Genomic DNA, 26,705 nt, shown 5'->3' with positions numbered 1-26,705 from the left:
ACTTGGGGTTTGTATCAGCAGAAATAGGAATTCTGCTGATATGTCTTTGTAATGCATGGGTTTTCGGACTTACCAATGGGCGTACCTATACCAAGATTTCTAAAATTCCGCCACGGGAAGTTGCCCTGGTACTGGGAACTTCTCCAAAGATGAGATCTGGTCAGTCTAATCCTTATTTTACGAAAAGAATGGATGCTGCAGCACTTCTTTATCATCATGGTAAGATTAAAAAGATTATTGTAAGCGGAGAAAAAAGTAAAGGTTATAACGAGCCTGCTGCTATGAAAAATTACCTGGTCAATCAGGAAGGAGTTCCGGGAGACATCATCATAGAAGATCCGAAAGGATTCAATACCTATAAAAGTATTCTGCGCTGTAAAGATGTTTACAAAAAGAAAGATGTGATCATTGTATCACAAGGCTTCCATAATCTCCGTGCCTTATTTTTTGCAAGGAATAACACTATGAATGCCTTGGGTTTTGATGCGCAGGATGTCAGCAAACCGGAAAGTTACTACAGGAATCAGTTCAGGGAAATACTCGCCAGAGTGATTGCTGTAGTTTACTTCATATTGGGAATTTCTCCGGATTAGAAAGGATATCCGAACGCGATATTCAATGTTGGTTTGAAAGGCTGGAAATTCTTGAATCTCCATCGGTCTCCTTCAGGTTTATTCGGATCATAAATCTTATAGGCAAGATCAAGTCTGAAAGTAATGTAGGCTACATTTACCCTTAAACCGAATCCACTGCCGATTCCCATTTGTCCTAAAAACTTATTGAATTTGAATTCATCACCATAACTGCTGTCTGTACCAGGCTTTCTAATACTCCAGGTGTTTCCTATATCAGTAAATATGGCACCTTCATACATTTCATTAAAAGGGATTCTGTATTCTATATTCGTGGTTAGCTTTACATTATTCGTCATATAGGTGCGGACTCTTTCGTCGACCTGTGAGTCGGATGGACCTAGTCCTCCAAATGCTACCCATGCTCTGATATCATTGGATCCACCATTGAAATAAGACTTAATAACAGGCATGTCGGTAGAGTTTCCGTAAGGAACACCCACTCCTATGAACTGACGTAAAACCAACGTCTGATTGCCATTGAATTTAAAATATTTTCTAGTATCAATATCAAATTTAACAAACTGAGCATAGGGAATTCCGAAGATTGTTCTCTGCGGACTTACCACAACGCCCCCGTCATCTCTTTTCTGATTGAATAAGCTTAAAATATTACCTGCAAGCTCTATTTTTCCGTTAAAATAGAAGGCATTGGGATAATCTTTTTTACCAATCTCATTATAAACAAAATTATAGATCATGGAAGAAATAATCACATCCTGGGTCTGTCTGTCTTTATTCACAAGGGTTCCTTTGAAGGCTGTAAGAAGATCCTGCCCCTTCTGGTCAAGCGCTCCCTGATAGTTTGTATCTTGAACAATCTGCCTGGAAACATTGTCAAGGCTGAGTTCACCTGAAAGGAATTTTTGTTGGGTAATCGGGTCATAGGCAAAATAACTCGCAAGTATATCGTCTTTTATAATTTCATCATTACTGAAATAGTCATAATAAGCATCCTTATTCTTCGTAAGACTAATTTGCGTATTGAAAAGGGTAAGCCTGTGTGACACCTGGTCATTGACGTTTGCATGGTAATTCAATCCCGTATTGAAGTTCACTCTTCCTAAGCCGATATTGTTTTGTACTGAAGCTCCCAACAGGATAGAAGAGGTTGGGGTATATCTTTTGGGAAGAAGCTTATAATAATTGAATGGAAGTAGAAGTCTTGGGAAATTAAGAGAAGCCTGCGCTGAAATTTCGTAAGCAAGATCTCTCTTATCAATATCTTTTGTACTTCTTATTGATCCGAATGTTCCTGAAATGCTTGTAGAAAGGTTTTCTGCACCTCTGAAAACATTCCTTGTGGTAAGGTCTACAGAAGGGGATATCCCAAGGTTCAGAATCTGAGAATAATTAATATCTGTTCCCACTTTAAGCTCATATTTAGGAAGCGGCTTCAAGAGATACAGAACATCAACAATGCTGTCATTCGGTGAAGTACCACCACCTCTTCTTAAAGAATCCCTTGCCTTCAGAATACTGAAGTTATTCATCGCGATGAAGTTTCTTTTTGTAAGATCCAAAGCTTTCTGGTCATACACTTTCTTACTGTCTACAATCACGGCTCTCCATAAAGAAGATGTTTTATAGCTTTCGTCCATTTTATGGAACCTTATCCTCCTTAAACTGTCCTTAATGGTATTTTTCGGAAAATCGCCGGCTTCGTTTACAATGGCCACGTCAATATTCCCGATGGTCGCCACTTTATAAGGATGGTCAGCAGAATCTTTATGGATCTCCAGGGTAAGGGGAACCTGTTTCCTGCTTTTCAGTGAATCTGCTACGAAGTAGATCTCTTCATTGGAACTATTAAACCTATAATAGCCGTTTTCCCGCATCAGCTCAGTAATTCTCGTTACTTCTTTTTCAAGAACGGTCTGGTCAAGTCTCTGTCCGGATCTTATCAGGCTCTTGTCTAGTTTCTGCCAGTAAAGGCCTTTCACAGTGGGGTCTGTGATATTGTAATAATAATCTTTAATATAGGTAGGATCATTATGCTTGATGAAATAATTAACGGCTGCCTTCTTGGAAGCAGAATCCATAGAATGCTTGAAAGTGACATCAGCATCCCAAAATCCTCTGTAAACAAGCCTTTTCTCAATAGACTCAGCACTTTTTTCACTTCTCGTCTGATCGAGGATTACAGGCGGGGTTCCCCAGCTATGAAGCAAACGGTCCAAAAACAATGTTTTTCCCACACTGCTTTTCATATTATATTTAATGAAAAGAGAGTCTCTCAGCTTTTGATTTCTCATTTCACTGGGATAAGTCATATATTCGTTGAGTAAGGTATCATATTTAGGATTCGCCATATTGTAAAATCCTAAACCCAGCGGAATGAAAAGGAGTTGCTTTTTATTGGGCTTCTGCTGTACATAATCTTTCAGTTCCTCATCGAAAGATTCTTTCTTGTCTTCAAACTTAAAGTTGTTCCTGGTAAGCAGATATTCGCCGTCTGGAACTTTTTTAGTTGTACTGCACGCATAAAGGAGACCAACAAATGTTGCAAATGAGATAATTTTATAATATTTTTGAGGAGAATTCTTATAATGCTTACAGCTCATACAATAAAAATTTTACAGTCTTTAGATAAAAAGAAGTTCAGACAAAAATACAATTTGTTTTTGGTTGAAGGTAATAAAATCATTTGTGAACTTTCTGAATCTAATTTTAAAGTTAAAGAAATATTTTCTACCGATCCGCAAAAATTGGACCGGACAGATGTACCCGTTACCCAGATCACTGAAAATGAGCTGAAAAAAATCAGTTTCCTTAAAACACCTAAAGATTCTGTAGCAGTTTGTTATCTGCCCGATGAAGAAAAAACGGAGGATAGGGATGTTCAGTTGGTTCTGGACGGTATTCAGGATCCGGGCAATCTCGGAACTATTATCCGCCTGGCAGACTGGTTCGGAATAGAACAGATTATTTGCAGTGAAGATACTGTGGATGTTTACAACCCTAAAGTGATTCAGGCCACTATGGGATCTTTCACCCGGGTGAATATTATGTATACTGATCTTGTGGAATATCTTTCGAAAACGGAGAATATCAATATCGGTACGGATATGGAAGGGGAAAATATCTATACTTTTGAAAAACCTGAAAAACTTAACCTTATTTTAGGTAATGAAGGAAACGGTATGAGGCCCGAGACGGAGAAACTCCTTAAAAAGTGCATTACCATTCCAAGATTTGGCAAATCCCAGTCTACAGAAAGCCTGAATGTTTCTATGGCGGCGGGAATAATTTTAGGGCAACTATTTTCTAAATAGAAATTAAGAAACTAGAAGTTAGATATTAGAAATTAGCTGATGAAGTCTAAATATCACTATTAATTTAGAACAATTTAACAGTGAGAAAATTTTCTTATTCATGAAAATTTCTAACCTCTAATATCTAACTTCTAGTTTCTCTATATCAACTGTTCCAGACTTGAAACACTCTTGTTTTTTTGGTATACTTCCAGCTTCTTTCTGACGTATTTAAGGGCAATAGGAGCCAGATAAATCATAGCCGCACCCAGAAGTTTTTTCTTCCAGTTAGGGCTTTTCATGTTGTTTTTGGCATAATTTCCAACCAAAGCGGTAATTCCCAGTTTTATCAGGCTGTCTGTCACATTACCACCTAATGCAGTACTTGCGATTCCTACAGCTGTTTGTTTATTGATGAACATATCTTTTACTTCGGAAGTTAGATGCCTGGCAATGACATCTTTTCTTAGAACAACCTTTTCATCACCGTCATCATCTACTTTTTCCTGCAGATACTGATCTGTAAGACCATTGGTGAATGCACTCAGGCTTTCTTTTGTGTTTTTAAAGGTAAGAAGGTTTTCCAGATCATTGATCTCGCTTTTAAGCAGTTTTTTCTTTCTTCTTAGTTCTTCAATGCTTTCGTAATTTCTGCCCATAGCTTAATGATTTAAAAATTTAATAACCTGGTCCGCCACCATATTGACAATCTTATTTTTAAAAGCAATGATAAATCCCATTACCACAACATAAAACCCGGCAACGATCAGGAAACCGTAAGAAGTATTATCCAGCGCCTTGCCGATAAGAAATGCCATTCCAAAATTAAAAAGGATAATAAAAAAAGTAAAAGCAACTAGCAGCACTACAAAGTAGGTAATGAGCCCTGCAGAAAGAGAGGATTTTTCAGTAGCTTCAATTTTCAGAAGATCTATTCTCTTTGATGCATATTCTTTAATAGTCTCTATCATTGTTTTTTTTTAAAGTTACAAAAAAAGGAACTTTCGTGCAAAAAGTTCCTTCCCATAATTTACTCAAAAAATAAACTACTTATTTTTTAAGATCGTTCAGTTCCGTTTCTACATCCTTTACTACGTCTGCAGTTTTGGAAACAATCTGATCTTTGTATTTATCATATCCGTCTTTTACCGTATGGGCTACACTGCTGGCCGTTTCTTTGAAAGTAGAAGATATATTGCTGTATTGATCTTTTACTTTTTCAGACACTTCGCCGTATTTGTTTTTAGCCTGGTCTTTTAGGTCACCTGCTTTATCTTTGATTTTTTTTCTTGTTTCTTTACCTTCTTCAGGCGCATAAAGCATTCCTAAGATTACACCTGCTGCAGCACCTGCAAGAAGTCCTGCCAATATACCTGCTGTATTTTTTCCGTTTTTCGACATTTTAAGCTTTTTTAATAGTTAATAATATTAGTTTTCTGTGTGAAAATGTACAATTTGTATACCAAAGGAGGCATTGTATTATTAAAAAATGTTAAATTTTATGGATATGTGAGAGAATAAGATCAATTGTTTCTTCTTTGGTAAGTTTCGTATTGTCAATAACAATAGCATCTTCAGCTTGCCTTAAAGGCGCTATTTCCCTTTCGCTGTCGATCTTGTCGCGATCTGTAAGGTTTTGCTTTACCTGTTCTCTGTCTGCCTGTATTCCCATTCCTGCTAACTCAAAATATCTCCTGTTGGTTCTTTCGTCAATACTGGCAGTAAGAAAAAATTTATAGTCCGCATTTGGCAGAACTACTGTCCCTATGTCACGTCCGTCCATAATAATACCTCCTTTTTCTGCCAGCGAACGCTGTGAGTGAAGAAGAAAGTCTCTTATTTCTTTCTGTTTTGCGACAATACTTACATTATCTGAAACTTCTGTGGTACGGATCTGTTTTGAAATATCAATATGATTCAGGTAAAGAATCAGTTCGTTGTCACTGTTTCTGAATTCAAGCTCGATCTGATCTAAGGAAGAGAATAATTTCTGAAGATCGATAGAGCCGTCATCATTCATGCAGTTCTGTATGGCAAACCATGTAATCCCCCTGTAAAGCGCACCGGTGTCCAGATGTATAAGATCCAGTTTATCGGCAATGACTTTGGAGATTGAACTTTTTCCGGTAGACGAGTACCCATCGATAGCTATTACAGGTTTTTTCATACCGCAAATTTCAAGAATTTTTTTAAAAAATCAAGGTTGTACAGAAAAAAATCTACATTGTTATGTCAATTTTTCGTGTTGAAATTACTCTCCCGCGTGGCTGCTAAGGTCCATAGAGACGCCTATCTGGTTCACGTTGGATGAGTTATGATAACGGATATGGGCATAATCTATACGGAATCTTCGTAATTTAATTCCAAATCCACCCGAAAGCCCCGAAAAGTTTCTCTGATCTGCCACGGCAAGTTCGTTTCCTCTTTTCGCATTATACCCAAGCCTTATATTGAAGCTTTTTTCAGGGAAAAGTTCTGCTCCTATAGAAAAGTGGTCTGCCAGCTTTCTTCCGAAACCTACTTCCTGACCGTTCACATTATATTCCGAAGAAATATCAAACTGTTGAAGATCATGTGCAGTAATGGTAACGGCAAGTGGAATAGCCTTAAGAATTCTGGTATATCCGAGATCTACCCTGAACGGAAGGTTTTCCCTGGTTCCGTTGAAGGATTTCAGCTGAAATCCAAAATTTCTCATCACAAGGGAAAGAACTTCTTTGTTTTTTTTATTATGATAGGTAACTCCTGCGGTTCCGGAGATCGCAGAAGAAGTATAGTTGTCAATTTTTGAAGTGATGAAATTAATGCCACCGCCAATGGTCCAGTCTTCTTCGAACTGATAAGCATAGCCTGCACCTATTGCTACGTCTGAAGCTTTGAACTCGCCGTTTTGTTCACCACTTTCATCGGTTCTTGGAATGCTTCCGTAGGTCATGTATCGGGCATTGATGGTTGCCATATGTCCATTATCAAAATCTCTGGCGTAGGCAACAGTTCCATATTTTGAATCAGCAAGATAAGCTGCGGCATTCACTGAAAGCTGTTTGTCTGAATCTTTATTTAAAAGGGCCGGATTTGCAATAGCAAAGGAAACATCATAGTCTCTGATGGAAATTGCATCGCCACCTAAGGCAGCCTGTCTGGCAGATACAGGGATGTTTAAGAAAGGATAAACATTTGTTCCTGTTTGCGCATAAGAAACAATTCCTGACAGAAATAATGAAAAAATGACAATTTTCTTCAATTCAATTTATAATTAATGCAAAAATAATCCTTTTTCGTACTTATCAAAATATTTCTGCCATTATTTCTGCGTAAATATTTTTCTTTATTCAATATTTTTAATGATTATATTTGCAAAATTAAATTTCGGAGAAAATTACTCCGGTAAAGCTTATTAAAAATTAAAGATGAAATATAAAAGAATCCTTCTGAAACTGAGTGGTGAGGCCTTAATGGGGAACAGACAATATGGTATAGACAATGAAAGACTGCAGGAATATGCCGCAGAGATCAAAAAAGTAGTGAAAAAAGGCTGCGAAGTTGCGATCGTTATTGGAGGAGGAAACATTTTCCGAGGGGTAGCAGGCGCTGCAAAAGGAATGGATAGGGTACAGGGAGATTATATGGGAATGCTGGCAACGGTGATCAACGGGATGGCTCTTCAGGGAGCTCTGGAAGATGCAGGAATCAAAACCAGACTTCAGTCTGCGATTGAAATGGATAAAGTAGCTGAACCTTTCATCAAAAGAAGAGCAGTAAGACACCTTGAAAAGGGTAGAGTAGTGATCTTCGGGGCAGGAACAGGAAATCCTTATTTTACAACGGATACGGCAGCGACTTTGAGAGCTATCGAAATCGGGGCAGATGTGATTTTAAAAGGAACCAGAGTAGACGGAATCTATGATATGGACCCTGAAAAGAATGCTGATGCTGTAAAATACAATTCACTGTCCTTCGACGAGGTATATGCTAAAAATCTTAAAGTAATGGATATGACTGCCTTCACTTTAAGTCACGAGAATAAATTGCCGATTATCGTATTTGATATGAATAAGGATGGGAATTTAGAGAAAATCGTGGATGGAGAAAATGTAGGAACTTTAGTTGATTTGTAGGTGGCAGATTAAAGTAATTGAAAAATTAAAAGATTTAATAATTTAAAATTTCTCATTACTGATCAATTATCACTTATCAGTCATCATTTATAAAAATGTGTAATTTATCAAATTTTAACTATATAATGGAAGAATTAGATCTTATATTAGAATCTGTAAAGCACGACATGGACGCCGCTGTAAAGCACTTGGATCATGCATTTCAAAGAATTAGAGCAGGACGTGCTTCTACGGCAATGGTTCAGGATGTAATGGTAGAATATTATGGAGCTCCGACTCCTATCAACCAGGTTGCCAACGTTTCTGTACCGGATGCCATGACGATTTCTATTCAGCCTTGGGACAGAACTGCTATTGGTGCTATTGAGAAAGCGATCATCAATTCAAACTTAGGTTTTGCACCTTCTAATAACGGGGAAAATATTATTCTTAATGTTCCGCCTTTAACAGAGGAGAGAAGAAGAGAACTTGCAAAGCAGGCTAAAGTAGAAGCTGAAAGTACTAAAGTAACCGTAAGAAATGCAAGACAGGATGGGTTGAAAGAACTTAAAAAACTTGAAGGTGTTTCTGAAGATGTTGTGAAAGGAGTAGAGGAAGAAATCCAGGGTTTTACTGACAAATATGTGAAGCTTTGCGATGAGCATCTTAAGACTAAGGAAGCTGAAATTATGAAAGTATAATTTTAGATTTAAAATAAAAAAGAGGTTTCTTATGTGAAGCCTCTTTTTGTTTACAGACATTTTATTTCTCCTTTCTGATCTTTATGTTTCAATAGGGACCGATAGGTTTTTAACAATTCATCGGTATTGCACTGAATTTCTTTTCCGGATATCTGATCAGAAATATTTTTTTCTTTGCTATCCGATCTTATGCTGTATTTCTTTTCAAGGCATTTCAGCGGCTTATTATGCTGAAGATAAATACGAGTTTCTGTAATATCATCTTTAGTGATCGGTTTTTCCGGAGTTCCGCCATCAAAATTCCACACGGTTTCTTCTCTGAATATGAAGAATGGTTCTCCGTTTTTAATAAAGTATCTTTCAGATGCTGAAAAATGACTGTGCTCAGTATAAAAATGCTCTATCACTTTAATTTCACCCTTGTCGGAAAAGAAAGTAACCTTTCCTGAGGGTTCTTCGTTACAATTGTATGTAAAACCATTGGACCTCAGTTTTTTTGCCTCCAGTTGTGCCTGAAGCATGCCATATTCCTTTTTGATTTCAGCTATGGGATCATCTGTATTTTGTTGGGGTGAATCCTTTTTTACAATCATGCTGTCAGTGGAAACAGATGTCGTATGAGCTGCCTTATCTTTGTCATTTTTACACGAAACAGCAAGCAACAGTATGGCTGCGATGAGCATTGTTTTCATATGATAGTTATTTGGTGGTTTCTAAAATTACAAAAAATCTACAGCAACAAAAAAGAGACTTTCAATGGAAAGTCTCTGTACTTAGTTTTTATTTACAGTTTTCGTTGTAATCCGTGATCACTTCTTCCACAATTTGCGGGACATTGGACATCACATCGTCAATCTGGCTTTTGATCAGTTTTCCTAACCCGGATCGTTTCTTTTCATCATTTTTAAGCGAAGCATAAGAACCGCTTGTTAACTTGCCTTTTGCATAGCTGCAGTCTGCAATGATCATTTTGGCTTTGGCTAAAGTCAGTTCCTCGATCTTACCTCCTTTCTTAGAATAAATGTAAGAAGGGGAATTTCTCATTCTTTCTGTTTCCTTTTCTGCTACTGCGATCTGGCCGCCGGCAGAGAATGTAGTAGGGTAGCCGTATAATTTATAGACTTTGATTTTACCGTCTTTCACGACTTCTGCAAACTGATTACTTTTTGTAAGGTTGTTGAATGCTTTGATATTCCCGCTTAAACCTCCGGTGGCTGTATTGAAGCCTTCTTTGGTATTGGTATACTTGATCATTTCAAAATGCCTCTCATCGTTATTCTCATCAAAAGCAACATATTCTTTAATATCGTCCGGATCGAGGGTCTTGAACTTTTGTTTCTTCTTGGACTTATCGATATCCGACACTGCCACGAATTTTACTTTTTTCTGATTGCTCCACGGATTCATGGCATCTCCGTTCAGTCTTACAATTCCTTCAATTTTCTTTCCACCTTTATCAATGATATAACCGTATTTTTCATCGGTTCTTAATTCATAATCTGTGTTGTCTTCCTGTGCATAGGCATTGAATGACATCAATGTAAACAGGCTAAATAGTAATGTTTTCTTCATGTAATTATTGTTTTTAACAAATTTTTGTAAATATAGCTTTTTATACCTTATGACGAGTTGAAATAAATACCACAACTTCCAATAAAAAGACCCGGAAATTCAGGGCCTGAATATTTTAAAATGATTCAATTTTTAATCTTTCAATACAATTACTGATATCTCTGATGTTCTTTGTTTTTTGAGAATCTCTTTGTAATTGGTTTGAAGAGCGCTTTATATTTTTCGGCATCAAACAGCTGTGAGTCGGTAAGGGCTTTATACGTCATCCATACTCCGAACGGAAGAAGGATAAGGTTAGGAAGCCACGCTGCCAGATAAGGGCTCATTCCTCCTCCCCATGCAATATTTTCAATACCGAGATTCATTACATAAAAAATGATAAAAATAACGATTGCGATGATTACCGGAAGCCCCATTCCTCCTTTTCTGATGATGGATCCTAAGCTGGCCCCAATCAGGAAAAAGATGATACATGTTACAGAATAAGAAACAATTCTCTGCTGGTAAATAACGACCTTGCTGAAATATTTAACATTTGAACTGAATTCATTCTTTTTACCCATGGATGTAGATTTCAGATTATCCAGCCTGTTATAGGCATTAGAAATAATCTCCAGCTTTTTTTGTTCCTTTACGGTATCCAGCTTAATCTGTTGTTTGGCAACCGCTTTGGATTTTGTTTTATCCATATAGCTGATCACCGAATTAGTCTGGCTCAAAACATCGGCACCGATATTCGAAAAGAATTCAGCATTCTCTTTCTTGTTTTTAGCAACGGTTTCATTAAGCTGTCCATACGTCTGAAAACGGTAATCATCTGTGATCTGCTCCTTTTCAATAGCTTTATTAATAACTTCACTGATATCAAAATGTGAAACTAAGGTATCAAATTTAATAGCCTGATCCGGTTGTTTGAGCCTTACATTTTCACCTTTGCCTGCGAAATTGTCTTCAAATATATAACCGTTATAAAGCTCCAGCTTCAGGAAGTTTTTATTAGCTGCAGGGACAAATTTCCCTTTTTCTGCGACAATAGACTGCTGGTTTTCATAGGTGCCGGCTTTTCTGTGTACAAAAACCCCTTCAATATTTTCTCCGTTTTCACCATAGATCTTATCAAATTTCACCATATATCCCGGAAGCTGGTCAATGAATTGTCCCGGTGTAAAGTTTAAAGCAGGTTTGGTTTGTGCAATATTGAAAAGCATATTCTTTGCTTTCTTCTGGAAGTCCGGAATGATATTATTGGAGAAAAAGAAAAGCATGACTGCCAATACCGTTGCCACTCCCATAAGGGGTGCCATTACCCGTGTCAGGGAAATTCCTGCAGCCTTCATCGCAGCAAGTTCATACCGTTCTCCAAATTCCCCGAAGGACATAATACTTGCCAAAAGGATAGTAAGAGGAAGTACCAGACTGATAACACTTACCCCAAGATAAAAAAGAAGTTTGAGGATCTGCCAGTAGCTTAATCCTTTTCCCATAAATTGCCCCAGCTGCACCCAGATAATGTTTACAATAAAAATGAAAAACAAAACACTGAATATAAAGAAAAAAGGGCCAAAGAAGGTTTTTATGATATATCGGTCTAGTATTTTTAGCATGCGTCAAAATTAATCAAAAAGCCACAAAGTTTACTTGTGGCTCTTATAATTTTTATTACTTTTTATATTAACAGGTAAAGAGATAATTGCTCTTGTCCCATTTTTGTCTTTTTAAAGCTCTGTAATGATGTAGTTTTTGAACTTGTTTTTGTCAAAAACAAACATATTAGGATCCAGTGTCTGGTTTTCTTTATATTCTTTGATGGCAATTACAGCTACATCTTTATTGTTGCCATGCTGCTCCAGTTTTACCATTTGCTTTTTAGCAGAATCTACAAAAAGATAGACATGTTGGATTCCGTTGGATTTTACAGGGGTCAACTTAATGAAATCTGCATTCACTCCGTTTACATTCTTTTTCCCATTATAGGTTACGTTATAATCATTTCTGTAGGTTGAAAGATAATTGATAGGGGAGAACATGCTGCTGCTTCCGTTAGGTTTTGCAATGGTTACCTCCATATCGTCTGCATTGATGTTATAGATTTTGCTTCCATCGAAGATCTGTTCCGTATCCATGATCTTCAGCTTATATTTATCTCCTGCAGAATAGTAAATTCCCGGTTCTGTTTTGGTTACCTGTCCGTTCACACCAGTTCCGAAAGAAAATTTGAAGTAAGAGTTCTTTTTAGACTTGTAGTTGGCTGTGATATCGTCAAGAATTTTTTTAGCTTTCGCATCAATTTTCTGTGCATCGGCAAATCCTACAGCACCTATTACAAAACTTCCGACTATAACTTTTGAAATAATATTTTTCATTTTTTTATTTAATAAACTTTAAACATTCTAATGCTTCAAGGTTTAATTTATAAAGCATCTTTCCTTTAACTACGCAAATCTTCCAAAAACTGTTCCAAAGAATGAAGGTCACTGATAATCACCTCTCTTGCTTTTGCTCCGTTAAATCCTCCTACAATACCGGTAGCCTCAAGCTGGTCCATAATTCTTCCTGCTCTGTTATACCCCAGTTTCAGCTGTCTCTGCAACATGGAAGTAGATCCTTGCTGTGTAGAAACAATGATTCTTGCCGCTTCTTCAAATAAAGCATCCTTCTCATTCGGATCAAAAGCGCCTACCGTACTGGTAGAATCTTCAGAAACAAATTCAGGAAGCAGGAATGCAGATGAATAGCCTTTCTGCTCGCCGATATATTCTGCAAGTCTTTCCACTTCCGGTGTATCTACGAATGCGCACTGAAGTCTTAAGATCTCATTTCCGTTGAAATAAAGCATATCACCTTTACCAATCAGCTGGTCTGCACCCGGAGAATCCAGAATAGTCCTTGAATCCACACTGGAAATTACTCTGAAGGCAGCCCTTGCCGGGAAGTTGGCCTTAATCATACCCGTAATTACATTGACAGAAGGTCTCTGCGTGGCAACAATCAGGTGAATTCCTACTGCTCTTGCAAGCTGCGCGAGTCTGGCGATCGGAAGCTCAACTTCTTTACCTGCTGTCATGATAAGGTCGGCAAACTCGTCCACTACCAAAACGATGTATGGTAAATAACGATGTCCATTCTCTGGATTTAATTTTCTTTCCGTAAATTTCTTATTGTATTCTTTTAAGTTTTTACAGAATGCATTTTTAAGAAGGTCATATCTTGTATCCATCTCTATACAAAGAGAATTCAGGGTATTGATCACTTTATTCGTGTCTGTGATGATCGCTTCCTCAGCATCCGGAAGCTTAGCCAGATAATGTCTTTCAATTTTTGAATATAATGAAAGTTCAACCTTCTTAGGATCCACCATAACGAATTTCAATTCGCTTGGATGTTTTTTATAGAGGAGAGAAGTAAGAATGGCATTAATCCCTACAGACTTACCCTGACCTGTAGCACCTGCCATCAGTAAGTGAGGCATTTTTGAAAGATCGGCCATGAATACCTCATTAGAAATCGTCTTTCCGAAAACCACAGGAAGATCCATATCGGTATTCTGGAATTTGTGGGAAGCAATAACCGAACGCATGGAAACCATCGTAGGATTTTTTCTCGGCACCTCAATTCCGATTGTTCCTTTTCCAGGCATTGGGGCAATGATCCTGATTCCTAAGGCGGAAAGGTTCAGGGCAATATCATCCTGAAGTTTTTTAATAGCTGACACTCTGATTCCGGCTTCCGGAACAATTTCATATAAAGTAACTGTTGGACCTATCGTTGCCTTGATCTCAGAGATGCCGACATTGAAGTTCTTTAAAAGTCCTACAATCTTATTTTTATTTTCTTCTAATTCTTCTTGATTGATTGAAATTTCTTCGCTTCCGTAATCTTTCAGCAATTCCACTGTAGGCATTTGGAAACCTGCCAGATCGAGTTTATGATCATACAGTCCGTGTTTTTCTACAAGTTCCTGTGATTTCCTGTCAGAATCATCCAATACATCTACTACCGGAGCGATCTCTACATTAAATTTAATATTGTCCTGAGCTGGAGTAGAAACTGGAGGAACCGGACTAATCGCCGGACTTACCGGTGTCATATCAAATGCTTGTTCCGGAGTTGAAGTAGGAACAGAAGGTTTTGCATTCAGATTTAAGCTGACAGGTTTCTCTTCCTCTTCAAAAGAAGTCTGGTTAGGCGTTACAATAGGTTCTAAATCTGTTAAAGGCTGAACTTCCGGAAATCCTTTAGGAACGTTTACCGGTTCCTGCTCTTTAGTTTTTGCCTTATTCGAAACGTCTGTAACGGTAACATTCTGGCCGGCTTCTGCAGCTTCCTCTTCAAGTTCAACATCCGCTTCAAAGTTTTCCTCTGAGCTTGGCATCATGGATTTAACTTTGCCGATTGTACTGTCATTGATCTTGTCCAGTTTAGCTTTAATAGAGCTTGGACGAAGATTGAATTCCAAAATAAAATATAAAAGAATGCTTGAAACAAGTACTACCCAAAGTCCTACAGGTCCGATGATGGCATTCAGATAATCCATGATCTGGTAACCGTAAACGCCTCCTAAAACACCCTGGCCTTTAGTTACTGCTCCCATAAAAATAGGAAGCCAGCAGATAAAAAACAAAGAGTGTCCGATGGTTTTCCATGGTTTGAAGGTTCTTTTTTTAAGGATAAGCGTTCCCACAACCAAAAATAAGAAGGCAATAATGAAGGATGCGATCCCGATGCTTTCGAATATAAAAATATTTCCCAGCCAGTCGCCTACCTTCCCAAAGATATTTGAAGATTTTATCGTTTTGTCGGTCATAGTTCCTGCCTGGCTCTGGTCTGCTTTCCAGTTCATCAAATAGGAGATGAACGAAAATGCCAGAACGACAGAGAAAAGTATAAAGGTAAGCCCGAAAAATATACGTGGCTTAGATAGTATTCTGCCTTTATCAGGCGATTCAGTCTGTTTTGTCTGTGTCTTTTTATCCATAATATCAATGTGGCAAATTTAATGTTTTTTCAACATTAATAGAATCTTTTTTTCTGCAAAAAAGATAGCGTAATTTAGGGTTATTTTTTAAAATTAAACATCAGTTTTAAGATATTTTTTTTCCTGAAATGTACTGCAGCAGGTACTTTTAAACTCCTTCAAAATGCAGCAGCTATTGCTCCGCTAATTTTGTTCCATAAAGTGTAAAAGTGAAAAAAATATCAAAAATATGGTCAAAAAATATCCCGGCATTTTTGCCTGGCCTTAATTTCGTTATCATCAATCAATATAAAATAAAAAGAAGATGAAGGACACAGTCTTATAATTATTGACGTAATAAAATGATTATTTGCCTGTAGTAATCAGAACTGATCACAGATAAGTAAGTTAGATCCGGAATTTCATGATCTTAAAATCGAATTTTCCTTAATGAATTATATATTATTAAGAATGATTCAAAATAACCAAAATAGGCCTTTAAATGACAAAAAACAGCTTTTTTTAGCCTCTTTGTTGTTTATCATCCTTATTTTTGCATGTCAAGTAAAATAAATCATGAAGAAGCTCCAAGATATTCTTATCTCAACCAGAACAATGGCTGTGCTGTTACTGGTGTATGCATTTGCAATGGCGTATGCAACGTTCTTAGAAAACGACTACGGAACTCCTACAGCTAAAGCGCTAATTTATGAAGCAAAATGGTTTGAATTAATCATGTTTCTGCTCATTCTCAACTTTATAGGAAATATCGCAAGATACAGACTGTGGAGAAGAGAAAAATGGCCGGTTCTGGTATTTCACCTTGCCTTTATCCTTATATTTATAGGAGGTGCTATTACAAGATACATCAGTTTTGAAGGGACAATGCATATCAGAGAAGGTGAAACTTCCAATGAGATTGTAACTGACAAAAATTTCTTTAAAATCCAGATTGAAGAGAAAGGGGATGTTCTTAACTATCAGGATGTTCCTTATCTGATGTCTCCTTTGCATAAAGACTTTAAGGCAACCTATGATTTCCACGGAAAGGAAATAAAGGTGTTTACAAAAGACTATATCCAGAGAAAAAAAGACAGCTTAATTGCTGAGCCCAACGGTGCAGAATATCTTCACCTGGTGTCTACAGGAACTACCGGAAGACAAAATATTTACATCAAACCGGGAGAAACAAAATCTATCAACGGAACTTTAGTAACGTTCAACAGAGCGATAGACGGTGCGGTAGAATTTAAAAAAGAGGACGGAAAACTGTTCATTAAGACTCCTGTTGATGCAGCCTTTATGACTATGGCAACGCAGGCTACCGGAAGTACCAAGAAAGATGAATTCCAGCCTTTGGTATTGAGAAGTTTATATACGATCAACGAATTGAAACTGGTTGTTCCTGAAGGTCTTAAAAAAGGGAGGCTTATGGCTTTTGAAGGCGATAAAAAGAAAGATGCTATGGTCCCGGATGTAATGAGAATAGAACTTCAGGGGCCAAAAACAAAACAAATGGTAGATCTTTCTGTAGAAAAAGGAAACCCGAATGCATACAAACAGGTAACAATGGATGGCCTGAATATTATGGTAGGTTTCGGACCTAAAGTATATACTACACCTTTTGCATTGAAATTGGATGATTTTGTGATGGAAACCTATCCGGGAAGTACATCTCCAAGTGCTTATGAAAGCCACGTAAAGATCATTGATGAAGGAAAAGAAACCCCTTATAAAATTTACATGAACCACGTTCTTAACCATAAAGGTTACCGTTTCTTCCAGTCAAGTTTTGATCCGGACAGAATGGGAACCGTACTTTCTGTAAACCACGATTTCTGGGGAACCATTATTTCTTATATCGGATACGGACTTCTGTTCTTAGGAATGTTTGTGATCTTCTTCTGGAAAGGAACTCACTTCTGGAAACTGAATAAAATGCTGACTGATGTTAATAAAAAGAAAACGGCAGTAGTGCTTTTAGTGCTATTAAGTTTAGGATTAAATGCACAGAAAATTGAAACCCATGGCACAACAGACGGGAGCAGAGAACATATTCATGTGGAAGGAGACAATCATTCTCACGCTCCGGCTCCGTCTGCCCAACCGCTTGATGGAACTGCTCCAAAGCAGAACTCTCTGGCAACACCAATGGGCAAAATGAGATCTATTTCTCCGGACGAGATTATTGCCAGAAACAAAATCAGCAAAGAACATGCAGATAAATTCGGATATCTTCTGGTTCAGAATTTTGAAGGAAGAATTGTTCCTATCAACACGGAAGCACTGGATATTTTAAGAAAATTATATAAGAAAGACGAGTTCAAGGGAACAGATGGAAAGTCTCTTACGGCTAACCAATGGTTCTTGTCGATCAATACAGATACGCCAAGCTGGACTATGGTTCCTATGATTAAAGTAGGAACAAAAGGAGGTGACGAATTAAAAAATAAAACGAAGGCTGATGATGAAGGATATACTTCACTGATGAACCTTTTTCCGGCAGATGCTAACGGTAATCTTACCTATATCCTGGAACACGATTACAACACGGCATTCCGTAAGAAACCTTCTGAGCAGACCAATTATGATAAAGAAGTGATTTCTGTAAACGAAAGAGTACAGATTTTCAACGAGTTTTTCAGCGGCCAGTTTATGAGAATTGTTCCTGTGAAAAACGATGCCAACCACACATGGCATTCATGGCTTGATCAGAAATTTGAGCCGGATATGGAATCCCAGCAGGTAATGGGACCTTATTTTGCAGAAGCTCTTACTGCACAAAAAACAGGAGACTGGAGTAAAGCCGATGCTGAACTGGCAAAACTTTCAGACTACCAGCAAAAGTGGGGTAAAGCAGTAGTTCCTGCAAAATCTAAAGTAGATCTTGAGGTTTTCATGAATAAAGTGAACATCAACTTCAAACTATTGATCTTCTATACTATAATCGGAGGACTTCTTCTGATCTTAGGATTTGTAGAGCTTTTCAAATCCAATAAGGTTTTAAATAAAATAATCAAAGTAATTATTGCTATAGGCATAGTAGGGTATTTATGCCATTTCTTAGGCCTTGTAGCAAGATGGTATATTTCAGGACACGCACCTTGGAGTAACGGATACGAAGCAATCATCTTTATCTCTTGGGTAGGTATTACAGCCGGGTTGATCCTTTACAGAAACGCGAATGCTCTTATTCCTGCAGCCGGATTTATGGTAGCAGTTATTATGATGGGATTTGCACACGGAGGTTCAGCACTTGACCCTCAGATTACGCCACTTGTTCCGGTTCTGAAATCCTATTGGCTGATTGTTCACGTAGCAATCATTACCTCAAGTTACGGCTTCTTTGCCCTGTCAATGATTATTGCTGTAATCTCTTTGGTATTTTATATTATTTCAAATAAAGAAACATATAAGCTTCACCACGACACCACATTGAAAGAACTGGTAATCGTTTCTGAAATGTCGCTGACGATCGGTCTTTTTGCCTTAACGGTAGGAAACTTCTTAGGTGGTATCTGGGCTAATGAATCATGGGGAAGATACTGGAGCTGGGACCCTAAAGAAACATGGGCATTCATCTCTATCATGGTATACGCTTTCGTGCTGCACATGAGATTAGTTCCCGGACTGAGAAGCAGATGGGCATTCCACGTAGCCACGATGTTTGCGTTCTGTTCTATGGTAATGACCTACTTCGGAGTTAATTATTACCTGAGCGGACTTCACTCATATGCAGCAGGAGATCCGGTTCCGGTTCCGGCTTGGGTATACATTGGATTAGGAACTATGCTGGCTTTATCAGCTGCTTCTTATTTCAAGTTCAAAGTATTAACGAAGAAATAGATTTCTTTCAATATAAATCAAAATCCTGGAATTCATTTTCCGGGATTTTTTTTTCACGTTTTAGGATCCAAATAACCTGAAACTAATGACCTCATAATATTCAAACTCACATCCAGAAATCCGCACTAAAAAAAAATAGATTATAGCTCAAAATCTTAAAGTTTATTTATATCTTTATGATATCAAAATAATATCAAATTAAATTACAATCATGGAAAAAGTATTAAAGCCTATGTCAGGCTATCTGGCGTTAGTATTCTGTCTGGTTTTATTTGCCGGAGCAGTTTATTTTTTTATTTCCGGAGTTGAACAGAGTATTACATTCGTGATCATTGCAATGCTTTGCTTTCTGCTGTTCTGTTTCTTTTTAAAGGGACTGATGATCATTCAGCCGAACCATTCAAGAGTGTTGAATTTCTTTGGAAAGTATGTGGGAACAGTGAAAGACAACGGACTGTTTTTTATCAATCCTCTGTATTCTTCACAGAAAATGTCATTGCGTTCAGAAAACTTACAAGGGCAAACACTGAAAGTAAATGATAAAATGGGTAACCCTATTGAAATCGCAGTGGTAATGGTCTGGAAAGTAGGAGATACCTACAAAGCAGCTTTTGACGTTGAGCGTTATTCAGACTTTGTAAGAATGCAGAGTGAAGCTGCGGTACGTCATTTGGCGATGAGTTTTCCGTACGACAATTTAGAAGATGACCATGCGCCGATTACTTTGAGAGAAGGAGGTGATAAGATCAATTCTATTTTGGAGCAGGAGCTTACGGACCGTCTTTCAAAAGCGGGAATTGTGATTCAGGAAGCGAGAATTTCTCACCTTGCTTATGCTTCGGAAATTGCGGGAGCAATGCTTCAGAGGCAACAGGCAACAGCAATTGTTGCAGCAAGAACCAAGATTGTGGAAGGTGCTGTAGGAATGGTGGATTTGGCATTGAAAAAGCTTTCAGAAGAAAATATCGTAGAGCTTGATGATGAAAGAAAAGCAGCCATGGTCAGCAATTTAATGGTGGTGCTATGTGGTGAAAAAGCAGCCCAGCCCATCTTAAATGCAGGAACTCTTTATTAACAAAATAAAGAGAGAAAAATGAAGAATAAATACTTAGATTTCATAAAAAACTTAGCCGGGTAAAACGCCTTGCGAACAGATAGAAAAGTTTATTTAAACGAAATCTTTGCGTCTTTTATGTTATTAAAAAAGTATTACTAAACAGGCAAAGAGAAAAGGATGAAATCGGAAAAAACTTCAAAATCCTCTGAAGCTAAAGGCAAAAAGTCATTCGTCATAAGAATCGATGAAGCGACCTATAAGCTGGTGGAAAAGTGGGCGAATGATGAATTCAGGAGTGTAAACGGACAGATCGAGTATCTGCTGCATCAAAGCCTGGTCAATTCAGGAAGGAAAAAGAAAGACCAAGAAGGATAGGATAAAAATAAGATGAAGATTATTAATCCAATAAAAGGACAATAACAATCCAATTAACCTTACTAAAAAGGAAAGCAGAGAAATTTCTCTGCTTTTTATTTTATACAACTCTGAAGCGTATCAGCTCCGAAGTAGAATATAACGAGCCAAATCAAGCCTTTGATCGTGAAAAAAGCAAATCCTGCCCAGCCTACACGTTTGAACCACTTCTTGAACTTCGAATTATTATTTTCCTGTGAATTTTCCATGTCTGAATATCAAAAAATTACATGACAAAGATAAGTATGTTTATAATTAGTCCAAATAAAAAGCATGTTAAAAATTAAAATTTTGAGGTTCGCATAATATTTCTATCTTTAGAGGAAACGAAAAGTAAACATTTTATGTCTAAAAAAGTAAAGGATTTCGGAATCGAAAAAACACTCAAAAACCTTGGTATTAAAGAAGAAAATAAGGGGACTTCAGTGGGCGGAAAATATTTTGCTTCGGGGAAAACGATAGAAAGTTTTTCTCCCGTAGATGGCAGGCTAATCGCTAAAATTAAGACTTCCGGAGAAAGTGATTATGACAAAGTAATTGAGACGGCTCAGAAGGCGTTTCAGGAATTTAGATCCATCCCTGCTCCTAAAAGAGGGGAGATCGTTAGACAGTTAGGTCAGAAATTAAGAACATATAAAGATGACCTTGGAAAACTTGTTTCTTATGAAATGGGTAAATCTCTTCAGGAAGGTCTTGGGGAAGTTCAGGAGATGATCGACATCTGTGATTTTGCAGTAGGGGTATCCAGACAGCTTCACGGCTATACCATGCATTCAGAAAGACCAGGTCACAGAATGTATGAGCAATACCATCCGCTTGGCGTTGTGGGAATCATCACTGCTTTTAATTTCCCTGTTGCCGTTTGGGCTTGGAACACAGCTTTAGCCTGGATCTGTGGAAATGTTACCATCTGGAAGCCGTCTGAAAAAACACCTTTATGTGCTATCGCTTGTCAGAACATTATGTCTGAAGTATTAAAGGAGAACAATCTTGCCGAAGGTATTTCAAGTGTACTGGTTGCTGATCATGAGATCGGGCAGAAGCTGGTTGATGATAAAAGGGTTTCCCTGGTTTCCTTCACAGGTTCTACAAGAGTGGGAAGAATGGTTTCTTCCAAAGTGGCAGAAAGATTCGGGAAATCTATCCTTGAATTGGGAGGAAACAACGCGATCATTATTTCCAAAGATGCAGATATCGACATGTCAATCATCGGAGCTGTTTTCGGAGCAGTAGGTACGGCAGGACAGAGATGCACATCAACAAGAAGACTGATCATCCATGAAAGTGTTTACAATGAAGTAAAAAACAGATTGGTAAAAGCTTATGGACAGTTGAAAATCGGAAATCCATTAGACGAAAATAACCATGTAGGGCCGCTTATCGATGTAGATGCAGTGAATCAGTATGAAGAAGCTATCAAGAAATGTAAGAAAGAGGGCGGAAAATTTGTAGTTGAAGGAGGTGTTTTAAGCGGAAAAGAATACGAATCAGGATGCTATGTGAAACCATGCATCGCAGAAGTGAAAAACTCTTACGAGATCGTTCAGCACGAAACTTTCGCGCCGATCCTGTATCTGATCAAATATAAAACATTGGAGGAAGCTATTGCTATCCAGAACGATGTTCCCCAGGGATTATCATCTGCTATCATGACTCAGAACCTGAGAGAAGCAGAATTATTCCTTTCTCATGCAGGTTCAGACTGCGGTATTGCCAACGTAAACATCGGAACTTCAGGTGCTGAAATTGGGGGTGCTTTTGGTGGTGAAAAAGAAACAGGAGGCGGAAGAGAGTCCGGTTCAGACGTTTGGAAATACTATATGAGAAGACAAACCAATACTATAAATTATACAGCTCAACTTCCTTTAGCACAAGGAATTAAATTTGATTTGTAAAAATTAGGTTTAAATCAATTCAACAAAAAAACTAAAAATTAATAACCTGAATGTTTAAGACTTTTAATCATTCAATTATTAAATCACACAACTATTTTAATTATGGAACAAACAATTGATATAAAAGCAAATAAAGTAAAGGAAACCGTAGGAAGACACGTTTTGGCAGACGGCTTTGATTTTGTGATGGATATAGAAAAATCCCACGGATCATGGCTGTATGACAAGCTTACAGACAAAGAATACCTGGATATGTTCTCTATGTTTGCATCAGCTTCAATAGGCTACAACCATCCTTATCTGGTAGAAAGATCAGAGTGGCTGGGGAAAATGGCTGTCAACAAACCCACTTTGGCAGACGTGTATTCAGAGGAATATGCCCACTTTCTGGAAGTTTTTGAAAGAGTAGTGATTCCTGAAGAACTGCAGTATGCTTTCTTTATCGAAGGAGGAACATTAGGAGTAGAAAATGCAATGAAAGCATGCTTCGACTGGAAAACCCGTAAGAATTTTGAAAAAGGCCTTCAGACAGAAGCTGGAATCTGTATCCATTTCAGACAGGCATTCCACGGAAGAAGCGGTTATACTTTGAGCTTAACCAATACTTCCGATCCTAGAAAATATCAGTATTTCCCAATGTTTGACTGGCCAAGAATCTTAAACCCTAAGCTATCTTTTCCAATTACAGAAGAAAATTTAGAGGAAACCATCAAGAATGAAAGGCTGGCTCTTCTTCAGATCGAAGAAGCAATTCTTATGAACCCTGATAAAGTAGCTTGCATCATCATTGAGCCTATCCAGGCCGAAGGTGGTGACAATCATTTCAGAGATGAGTTTTTAATGGGGCTGAGAAAACTTTGTGATCAGAACGAAATCTTACTGATCTTTGATGAAGTTCAGACAGGTATTGCCATCACAGGAAAAATGTGGGCATTTCAGCATTTTACAGCAAAACCGGATATTATTTCTTTCGGGAAAAAAGCTCAGGTTTGTGGTGTTTTGGCTAATAAAGAAAAATTTGATGAGATTCCAAATAACGTTTTCAGAGAAAGTTCAAGGATCAATTCTACGTTCGGAGGGAACTTTATTGACATGCTTCGTTTCCAATTGGTGATGGAAGTTATCGAAAAGGAAAACCTGGTTGAAAATGCAAGAGTAGTTGGAGATTATCTGTTGGAAAGATTAAAAGAGCTGGCTCAGAAATACCCAGATAAAATTTCAAATGCAAGAGGAAGGGGTCTTATGTGTGCCATTGATCTTCCTTCCGCAGAACAGCGTAACCGCTTGATGAACGAGCTTTTCAAAGACGGACTGATCATTCTTCAGTGTGGAGATCACTCCCTTCGCTTCAGACCGCATCTGAATGTTACTCAGCAAGAAATTCAATTGGCTCTTGATAAAATAGAGAACAATATTAATAAAATTTAAATTCAAAGATTTGTAATTTTAAAAAATACATCGTATATTTAGATACTCAAACGATATAGAATATGGAAAGAAGTACGAGAGTATCGGTTTTTGAAAGTGACAAGCCTTCAGAAATCCAGCTAATAAAGTCTAAATTGGATGATGCACAAATTACAAACAGCGTCGAGAACAATTATCTTACATTTACGACAACGCCTACCGCAACGTCATTAAAAATTATGGTAAAGTTGGAAGACGAGAAGAATGCATTTGAAGTTATAGATGCTTATCTTCAACAAAGTGAAAATCAATAAAACAATTTCATAATTTTAAATTTTACTACTTCGAACCGAAAATTAATTTTAATTAGTTTTCGGTTTTTTGATTCAAATAATATTAATTATTAAAGATTTAAGTATTTAAAAATTTGAGATGTAGAGATTAGAAATATTGGATCATGACTCAATTAGACTACATTATTCAATAGAGGTGGGCTTTAGCCCGTCTTAAAAATTAAAAAATTACAATTGGCTTTAGCCAAAACTTAAAAACATATCCAAATCTTTTAAATACTTAAATCATTCAATTCAATAAACAACTAACAATGAATTCAGAGACCAAACTTAGAAAAGCAGAAATTGATGACAGGGATATAATTTGGGGAATTATCCAACAATCCATTGAAAGAAGAAAACAGGACGGGAGCACCCAATGGCAGAATGGATACCCTAATTTAGGAACCGTAGAAAGCGATATTGCAAAAGGCTTTGGGTATGTCCTTACCATTGATAGGGAAATTGCCGTTTATGTAGCATTGATTTTAAATGACGAACCTGCCTACAGTACTATTGAAGGAGCCTGGCTAAGCGATGGAGAATTTGTTGTTGTACATAGAGTGGCGGTTGATGGAAAATTTGCCGGCCAGGGTATGGTGAAAAAATTATTTGATCACATTGAAGATTTTACAAGATCTCATGGAATTCAAAGTATAAAAGTAGATACAAATTATGATAATAATGCCATGCTGAAGATCCTTGAAAGTAAGGGTTATTCCTATTGTGGTGAAGTATTATTGGCCGGAGGAATGAGAAAAGCCTATGAAAAGATTATAATTTAAGCCAAAAGTTAAATCATGTTTCATTGAATTTTTAAAAGAATCTTCATTTATAAACTCTATCATGTTTGTTCGTTTAGTTCTGAACTAATTTCTACTTTTGTCAAAATTTTTATATTATGCACCAAAGTATAGAAATTGATGAAAAAATTTTTCAAGATGCTGTAAAATTTTACGGCACCGTTTTCAACCTACCGCCATTAGCTTCAAAGATTTATGCTTACCTGCTTTTCGATTATGAGAAAGTGGGAATTACCTTTGATGAATTTGTGGAAGTACTCTCCGCGAGTAAAAGTTCTGTTTCTACCAGTATATCACTACTGCTGAATGCACAGCTGATTATTGACCACAACAAAATGGATGAGCGAAAACGGTATTTTTTCATCAATGATGAGTATAAAAAAATCAGATTTGAAAAAATTGTTCAAAAAATGGAGGACGAACTCAAACTACTGGATGACTTAAACAACTTTAAAAAAAATCATGATAATGAATACAACGAACGGGTAGAAGCTTACAAAGCACTTTTATACAAAAACATAGAAAATATTCAGGAATCTCTTAATAAACTTTAAAATGAATAATAAGCTAGTTATACTTTCTATTGCAGCGCTTTCACTGACAGCCTGCAAAAAAGAAGCTCCAAAACAGGATGGCCCAAAACCTTATCCTGTAGTTTCTGTGGAGTCAAAAAATATAGTGGGCTATCAGACCTTTCCGGCCACCATACAGGGAAGGGTCAACAATGATGTCCGTGCAAAAATACAGGGATATATTACGCAGGTCTTGGTAGACGAAGGGCAGTATGTAACAAAAGGACAGCCGTTATTCCGTCTGGAAACCAATATCCTGACCGAAAATGCTGCTGCTTCCAAAGCCGGTATCGGTGCCGCAGAATCTACAATTGCCGCAGCACAGGCTTCTGTAAATGCAGCACAGGTAGAAGTCAATAAGCTAAAGCCTCTTGTTCAGAAAAATATCATCAGTAACGTACAGTTGCAGACGGCTCAGGCAAATCTGGCCCAGGCTCAGGCCCAGCTGCAACAGGCCAATGCTGCAAAAAGACAGGCAGTTGCCAATTATAAAGGAGTAGAAGCCAATATTGAGTATTCTATCATCCGTGCCCCTATTTCCGGAGTGATCGGAAGGCTTCCACTGAAAGTGGGAAGTTTGGTGGGACCTACTGACCAGACTGCATTGACAACGATCTCCGATACTTCCGGGATTTTTGCCTATTTCTCAATGAATGAAAAAGAATATTTTGATTTCCTTGAAAAATCTCCGGGTGCATCTATGCCTGAAAAGATTAAAAATCTTCCGATGGTAGAACTACAGCTGGCAAACGGAAGCCTTTATCCCGAAAAAGGAAGAATTGAAGCAATTACCGGACAGATAGACCCTACAACCGGAACCATCCAGTTCAGAGTAGCCTTTACCAATGCCCAGAAACTATTAAGCAACGGTAACAGTGGAACCATCAGGTTCCCACAACATTATGATAATGTATTGGTGGTGCCGGAAAGTGCAACTTACGAGCAGCAAGGTATTGTTTATGTTTACAAAGTGGATAAAGACACGGCTAAAAATGTAGTAATCAATGTGATTGACAGGATAGATAATCTGGCTCTTATAAAATCTGGTGTCAGCAAAGGAGAAATCATTGTTGCAGCTGGTATTGGAGGATTAAAACCGGGAACAGCCGTTAAGCCTAAAAAAGTGAAAATGGATAGCCTTGTTCAATCAATAAAACCGAAATTCTAAA

At 37.6% G+C, this 26,705-nt stretch carries 25 protein-coding genes; 13 read left to right on the top strand and 12 right to left on the bottom strand.

Annotated features, from left to right (window positions below; all coding sequences use genetic code 11):
* The first annotated feature begins 2 nt into the window (after positions 1-2).
* On the top strand, positions 3-593 hold the full coding sequence (locus LC418_RS14265) for a SanA/YdcF family protein (protein ID WP_223559625.1): 591 nt from the start codon (positions 3-5) through the stop codon (positions 591-593).
* Here LC418_RS14265 and tamL read toward each other — a convergent pair.
* On the bottom strand, positions 590-3,196 hold the full coding sequence (gene tamL / locus LC418_RS14260; protein WP_223559624.1) for a translocation and assembly module lipoprotein TamL: 2,607 nt from the start codon (positions 3,194-3,196) through the stop codon (positions 590-592). The genes LC418_RS14265 and tamL overlap by 4 nt on opposite strands.
* On the opposite strand from tamL, the gene LC418_RS14255 reads away from it, so the two are divergent.
* Positions 3,182-3,907, top strand: coding sequence for a TrmH family RNA methyltransferase (locus LC418_RS14255; protein ID WP_223559623.1), 726 nt, complete (start codon positions 3,182-3,184; stop codon positions 3,905-3,907). The genes tamL and LC418_RS14255 overlap by 15 nt on opposite strands.
* A 140-nt stretch (positions 3,908-4,047) precedes the next feature.
* Here LC418_RS14255 and LC418_RS14250 read toward each other — a convergent pair whose 3' ends face one another.
* From LC418_RS14250 to porQ, 5 genes are all read right to left on the bottom strand, one after another.
* The gene (locus tag LC418_RS14250) at positions 4,048-4,545 is read right to left on the bottom strand and encodes a phosphoribosyl-ATP pyrophosphatase (RefSeq protein WP_223559622.1); all 498 of its coding nucleotides are present in this window, start codon (positions 4,543-4,545) and stop codon (positions 4,048-4,050) included.
* A gap of 3 nt (positions 4,546-4,548) precedes the next feature.
* Entirely contained in the window at positions 4,549-4,857 is a 309-nt protein-coding gene (locus LC418_RS14245) for a phage holin family protein (protein WP_111953196.1), read from the bottom strand.
* 79 nt (positions 4,858-4,936) lie between these two features.
* Positions 4,937-5,287: a YtxH domain-containing protein gene (locus LC418_RS14240; RefSeq protein ID WP_040999207.1), complete on the bottom strand. Its 351-nt coding sequence runs from the start codon at positions 5,285-5,287 to the stop codon at positions 4,937-4,939.
* Positions 5,288-5,378: 91 nt separating this feature from the next.
* Positions 5,379-6,053, bottom strand: coding sequence for a (d)CMP kinase (gene cmk, locus LC418_RS14235; protein ID WP_111953198.1), 675 nt, complete (start codon positions 6,051-6,053; stop codon positions 5,379-5,381).
* Between the two features lie 84 nt (positions 6,054-6,137).
* Positions 6,138-7,130, bottom strand: coding sequence for a type IX secretion system protein PorQ (porQ, locus tag LC418_RS14230; protein WP_111953200.1), 993 nt, complete (start codon positions 7,128-7,130; stop codon positions 6,138-6,140).
* 166 nt (positions 7,131-7,296) lie between these two features.
* Here porQ and pyrH point away from each other — a divergent pair, with 166 nt between their 5' ends.
* Both pyrH and frr read left to right on the top strand, forming a co-directional pair.
* Entirely contained in the window at positions 7,297-8,004 is a 708-nt protein-coding gene (gene pyrH / locus LC418_RS14225; protein WP_111953202.1) for a UMP kinase, read from the top strand.
* A gap of 125 nt (positions 8,005-8,129) precedes the next feature.
* Positions 8,130-8,684: a ribosome recycling factor gene (frr, locus tag LC418_RS14220; protein ID WP_111953204.1), complete on the top strand. Its 555-nt coding sequence runs from the start codon at positions 8,130-8,132 to the stop codon at positions 8,682-8,684.
* A 50-nt stretch (positions 8,685-8,734) separates the two neighbouring features.
* On the opposite strand, the gene LC418_RS14215 is transcribed toward frr, so the two are convergent.
* The 5 genes from LC418_RS14215 to LC418_RS14195 all read right to left on the bottom strand — a co-directional run bounded on the left by LC418_RS14215 (position 8,735) and on the right by LC418_RS14195 (position 15,231).
* Positions 8,735-9,376: a hypothetical protein gene (locus LC418_RS14215; protein ID WP_223559621.1), complete on the bottom strand. Its 642-nt coding sequence runs from the start codon at positions 9,374-9,376 to the stop codon at positions 8,735-8,737.
* Between the two features lie 88 nt (positions 9,377-9,464).
* Positions 9,465-10,256 carry a hypothetical protein gene (locus tag LC418_RS14210; RefSeq protein WP_223559620.1) on the bottom strand — a complete coding sequence of 264 codons (792 nt, stop codon included), beginning with the start codon at positions 10,254-10,256 and terminating at the stop codon, positions 9,465-9,467.
* A gap of 149 nt (positions 10,257-10,405) precedes the next feature.
* Complete coding sequence (locus LC418_RS14205) at positions 10,406-11,860, bottom strand: LptF/LptG family permease (protein ID WP_111953210.1); 1,455 nt, start codon at positions 11,858-11,860, stop codon at positions 10,406-10,408.
* A gap of 111 nt (positions 11,861-11,971) precedes the next feature.
* Positions 11,972-12,619, bottom strand: coding sequence for an outer membrane lipoprotein periplasmic chaperone LolA1 (gene lolA1 / locus LC418_RS14200; protein WP_223559619.1), 648 nt, complete (start codon positions 12,617-12,619; stop codon positions 11,972-11,974).
* Between the two features lie 65 nt (positions 12,620-12,684).
* Entirely contained in the window at positions 12,685-15,231 is a 2,547-nt protein-coding gene (locus LC418_RS14195) for an FtsK/SpoIIIE family DNA translocase (protein WP_223559618.1), read from the bottom strand.
* Positions 15,232-15,786: 555 nt separating this feature from the next.
* On the opposite strand from LC418_RS14195, the gene LC418_RS14190 reads away from it, so the two are divergent.
* The 3 genes from LC418_RS14190 to LC418_RS14180 all read left to right on the top strand — a co-directional run bounded on the left by LC418_RS14190 (position 15,787) and on the right by LC418_RS14180 (position 20,488).
* Positions 15,787-19,056 (top strand): cytochrome c biogenesis protein CcsA, encoded by a 3,270-nt coding sequence (locus LC418_RS14190; RefSeq protein ID WP_223559617.1) that lies wholly within the window; start codon positions 15,787-15,789, stop codon positions 19,054-19,056.
* Positions 19,057-19,267: 211 nt separating this feature from the next.
* Complete coding sequence (locus tag LC418_RS14185) at positions 19,268-20,131, top strand: SPFH domain-containing protein (protein WP_111953218.1); 864 nt, start codon at positions 19,268-19,270, stop codon at positions 20,129-20,131.
* Positions 20,132-20,290: 159 nt separating this feature from the next.
* On the top strand, positions 20,291-20,488 hold the full coding sequence (locus LC418_RS14180; RefSeq protein ID WP_111953220.1) for a type II toxin-antitoxin system antitoxin: 198 nt from the start codon (positions 20,291-20,293) through the stop codon (positions 20,486-20,488).
* Between the two features lie 95 nt (positions 20,489-20,583).
* Here LC418_RS14180 and LC418_RS14175 read toward each other — a convergent pair whose 3' ends face one another.
* Positions 20,584-20,736 (bottom strand): histidine kinase, encoded by a 153-nt coding sequence (locus LC418_RS14175; protein ID WP_040995320.1) that lies wholly within the window; start codon positions 20,734-20,736, stop codon positions 20,584-20,586.
* Positions 20,737-20,871: 135 nt separating this feature from the next.
* On the opposite strand from LC418_RS14175, the gene amaB reads away from it, so the two are divergent.
* From amaB to LC418_RS14145, 6 genes are all read left to right on the top strand, one after another.
* Entirely contained in the window at positions 20,872-22,422 is a 1,551-nt protein-coding gene (gene amaB, locus LC418_RS14170) for an L-piperidine-6-carboxylate dehydrogenase (protein WP_223559616.1), read from the top strand.
* Between the two features lie 102 nt (positions 22,423-22,524).
* Complete coding sequence (gene lat, locus LC418_RS14165) at positions 22,525-23,850, top strand: L-lysine 6-transaminase (protein WP_111953224.1); 1,326 nt, start codon at positions 22,525-22,527, stop codon at positions 23,848-23,850.
* A 62-nt stretch (positions 23,851-23,912) separates the two neighbouring features.
* The gene (locus LC418_RS14160; RefSeq protein WP_111953226.1) at positions 23,913-24,143 is read left to right on the top strand and encodes a DUF2007 domain-containing protein; all 231 of its coding nucleotides are present in this window, start codon (positions 23,913-23,915) and stop codon (positions 24,141-24,143) included.
* 290 nt (positions 24,144-24,433) lie between these two features.
* Positions 24,434-24,946 carry a GNAT family N-acetyltransferase gene (locus LC418_RS14155; protein WP_223559615.1) on the top strand — a complete coding sequence of 171 codons (513 nt, stop codon included), beginning with the start codon at positions 24,434-24,436 and terminating at the stop codon, positions 24,944-24,946.
* A 116-nt stretch (positions 24,947-25,062) separates the two neighbouring features.
* Positions 25,063-25,518: a transcriptional regulator gene (locus LC418_RS14150; RefSeq protein WP_034727861.1), complete on the top strand. Its 456-nt coding sequence runs from the start codon at positions 25,063-25,065 to the stop codon at positions 25,516-25,518.
* A 1-nt stretch (position 25,519) separates the two neighbouring features.
* Positions 25,520-26,704: an efflux RND transporter periplasmic adaptor subunit gene (locus LC418_RS14145; protein WP_111953230.1), complete on the top strand. Its 1,185-nt coding sequence runs from the start codon at positions 25,520-25,522 to the stop codon at positions 26,702-26,704.
* The last annotated feature ends 1 nt before the right edge of the window (position 26,705 follow it).

The organism is Chryseobacterium lathyri (assembly GCF_019970085.1).
GTDB classification, from domain to species: Bacteria; Bacteroidota; Bacteroidia; order Flavobacteriales; family Weeksellaceae; genus Chryseobacterium; species Chryseobacterium lathyri.
The sequence above is the reverse complement of the archived record's forward strand: the minus strand, read 5'-3'. Positions and strand labels throughout refer to the sequence as shown.

Excerpts from the sequence above, each read along its gene's own strand:
- LC418_RS14190 (WP_223559617.1), top strand. The coding sequence starts at position 15,787 with ATGAAGAAGCTCCAAGATATTCTTATCTCAACCAGAACAATGGCTGTG.
- LC418_RS14185 (WP_111953218.1), top strand. The coding sequence starts at position 19,268 with ATGGAAAAAGTATTAAAGCCTATGTCAGGCTATCTGGCGTTAGTATTC.
- amaB (WP_223559616.1), top strand. The coding sequence starts at position 20,872 with ATGTCTAAAAAAGTAAAGGATTTCGGAATCGAAAAAACACTCAAAAAC.
- LC418_RS14215 (WP_223559621.1), bottom strand. The coding sequence starts at position 9,376 with ATGAAAACAATGCTCATCGCAGCCATACTGTTGCTTGCTGTTTCGTGT.
- LC418_RS14255 (WP_223559623.1), top strand. The coding sequence starts at position 3,182 with ATGCTTACAGCTCATACAATAAAAATTTTACAGTCTTTAGATAAAAAG.
- LC418_RS14205 (WP_111953210.1), bottom strand. The coding sequence starts at position 11,860 with ATGCTAAAAATACTAGACCGATATATCATAAAAACCTTCTTTGGCCCT.
- LC418_RS14210 (WP_223559620.1), bottom strand. The coding sequence starts at position 10,256 with ATGAAGAAAACATTACTATTTAGCCTGTTTACATTGATGTCATTCAAT.
- LC418_RS14155 (WP_223559615.1), top strand. The coding sequence starts at position 24,434 with ATGAATTCAGAGACCAAACTTAGAAAAGCAGAAATTGATGACAGGGAT.
- LC418_RS14195 (WP_223559618.1), bottom strand. The coding sequence starts at position 15,231 with ATGGATAAAAAGACACAGACAAAACAGACTGAATCGCCTGATAAAGGC.
- LC418_RS14145 (WP_111953230.1), top strand. The coding sequence starts at position 25,520 with ATGAATAATAAGCTAGTTATACTTTCTATTGCAGCGCTTTCACTGACA.
- LC418_RS14240 (WP_040999207.1), bottom strand. The coding sequence starts at position 5,287 with ATGTCGAAAAACGGAAAAAATACAGCAGGTATATTGGCAGGACTTCTT.
- lolA1 (WP_223559619.1), bottom strand. The coding sequence starts at position 12,619 with ATGAAAAATATTATTTCAAAAGTTATAGTCGGAAGTTTTGTAATAGGT.
- LC418_RS14175 (WP_040995320.1), bottom strand. The coding sequence starts at position 20,736 with ATGGAAAATTCACAGGAAAATAATAATTCGAAGTTCAAGAAGTGGTTC.
- lat (WP_111953224.1), top strand. The coding sequence starts at position 22,525 with ATGGAACAAACAATTGATATAAAAGCAAATAAAGTAAAGGAAACCGTA.
- LC418_RS14150 (WP_034727861.1), top strand. The coding sequence starts at position 25,063 with ATGCACCAAAGTATAGAAATTGATGAAAAAATTTTTCAAGATGCTGTA.
- LC418_RS14180 (WP_111953220.1), top strand. The coding sequence starts at position 20,291 with ATGAAATCGGAAAAAACTTCAAAATCCTCTGAAGCTAAAGGCAAAAAG.
- LC418_RS14160 (WP_111953226.1), top strand. The coding sequence starts at position 23,913 with ATGGAAAGAAGTACGAGAGTATCGGTTTTTGAAAGTGACAAGCCTTCA.
- LC418_RS14250 (WP_223559622.1), bottom strand. The coding sequence starts at position 4,545 with ATGGGCAGAAATTACGAAAGCATTGAAGAACTAAGAAGAAAGAAAAAA.
- tamL (WP_223559624.1), bottom strand. The coding sequence starts at position 3,196 with ATGAGCTGTAAGCATTATAAGAATTCTCCTCAAAAATATTATAAAATT.
- pyrH (WP_111953202.1), top strand. The coding sequence starts at position 7,297 with ATGAAATATAAAAGAATCCTTCTGAAACTGAGTGGTGAGGCCTTAATG.
- cmk (WP_111953198.1), bottom strand. The coding sequence starts at position 6,053 with ATGAAAAAACCTGTAATAGCTATCGATGGGTACTCGTCTACCGGAAAA.
- frr (WP_111953204.1), top strand. The coding sequence starts at position 8,130 with ATGGAAGAATTAGATCTTATATTAGAATCTGTAAAGCACGACATGGAC.
- LC418_RS14245 (WP_111953196.1), bottom strand. The coding sequence starts at position 4,857 with ATGATAGAGACTATTAAAGAATATGCATCAAAGAGAATAGATCTTCTG.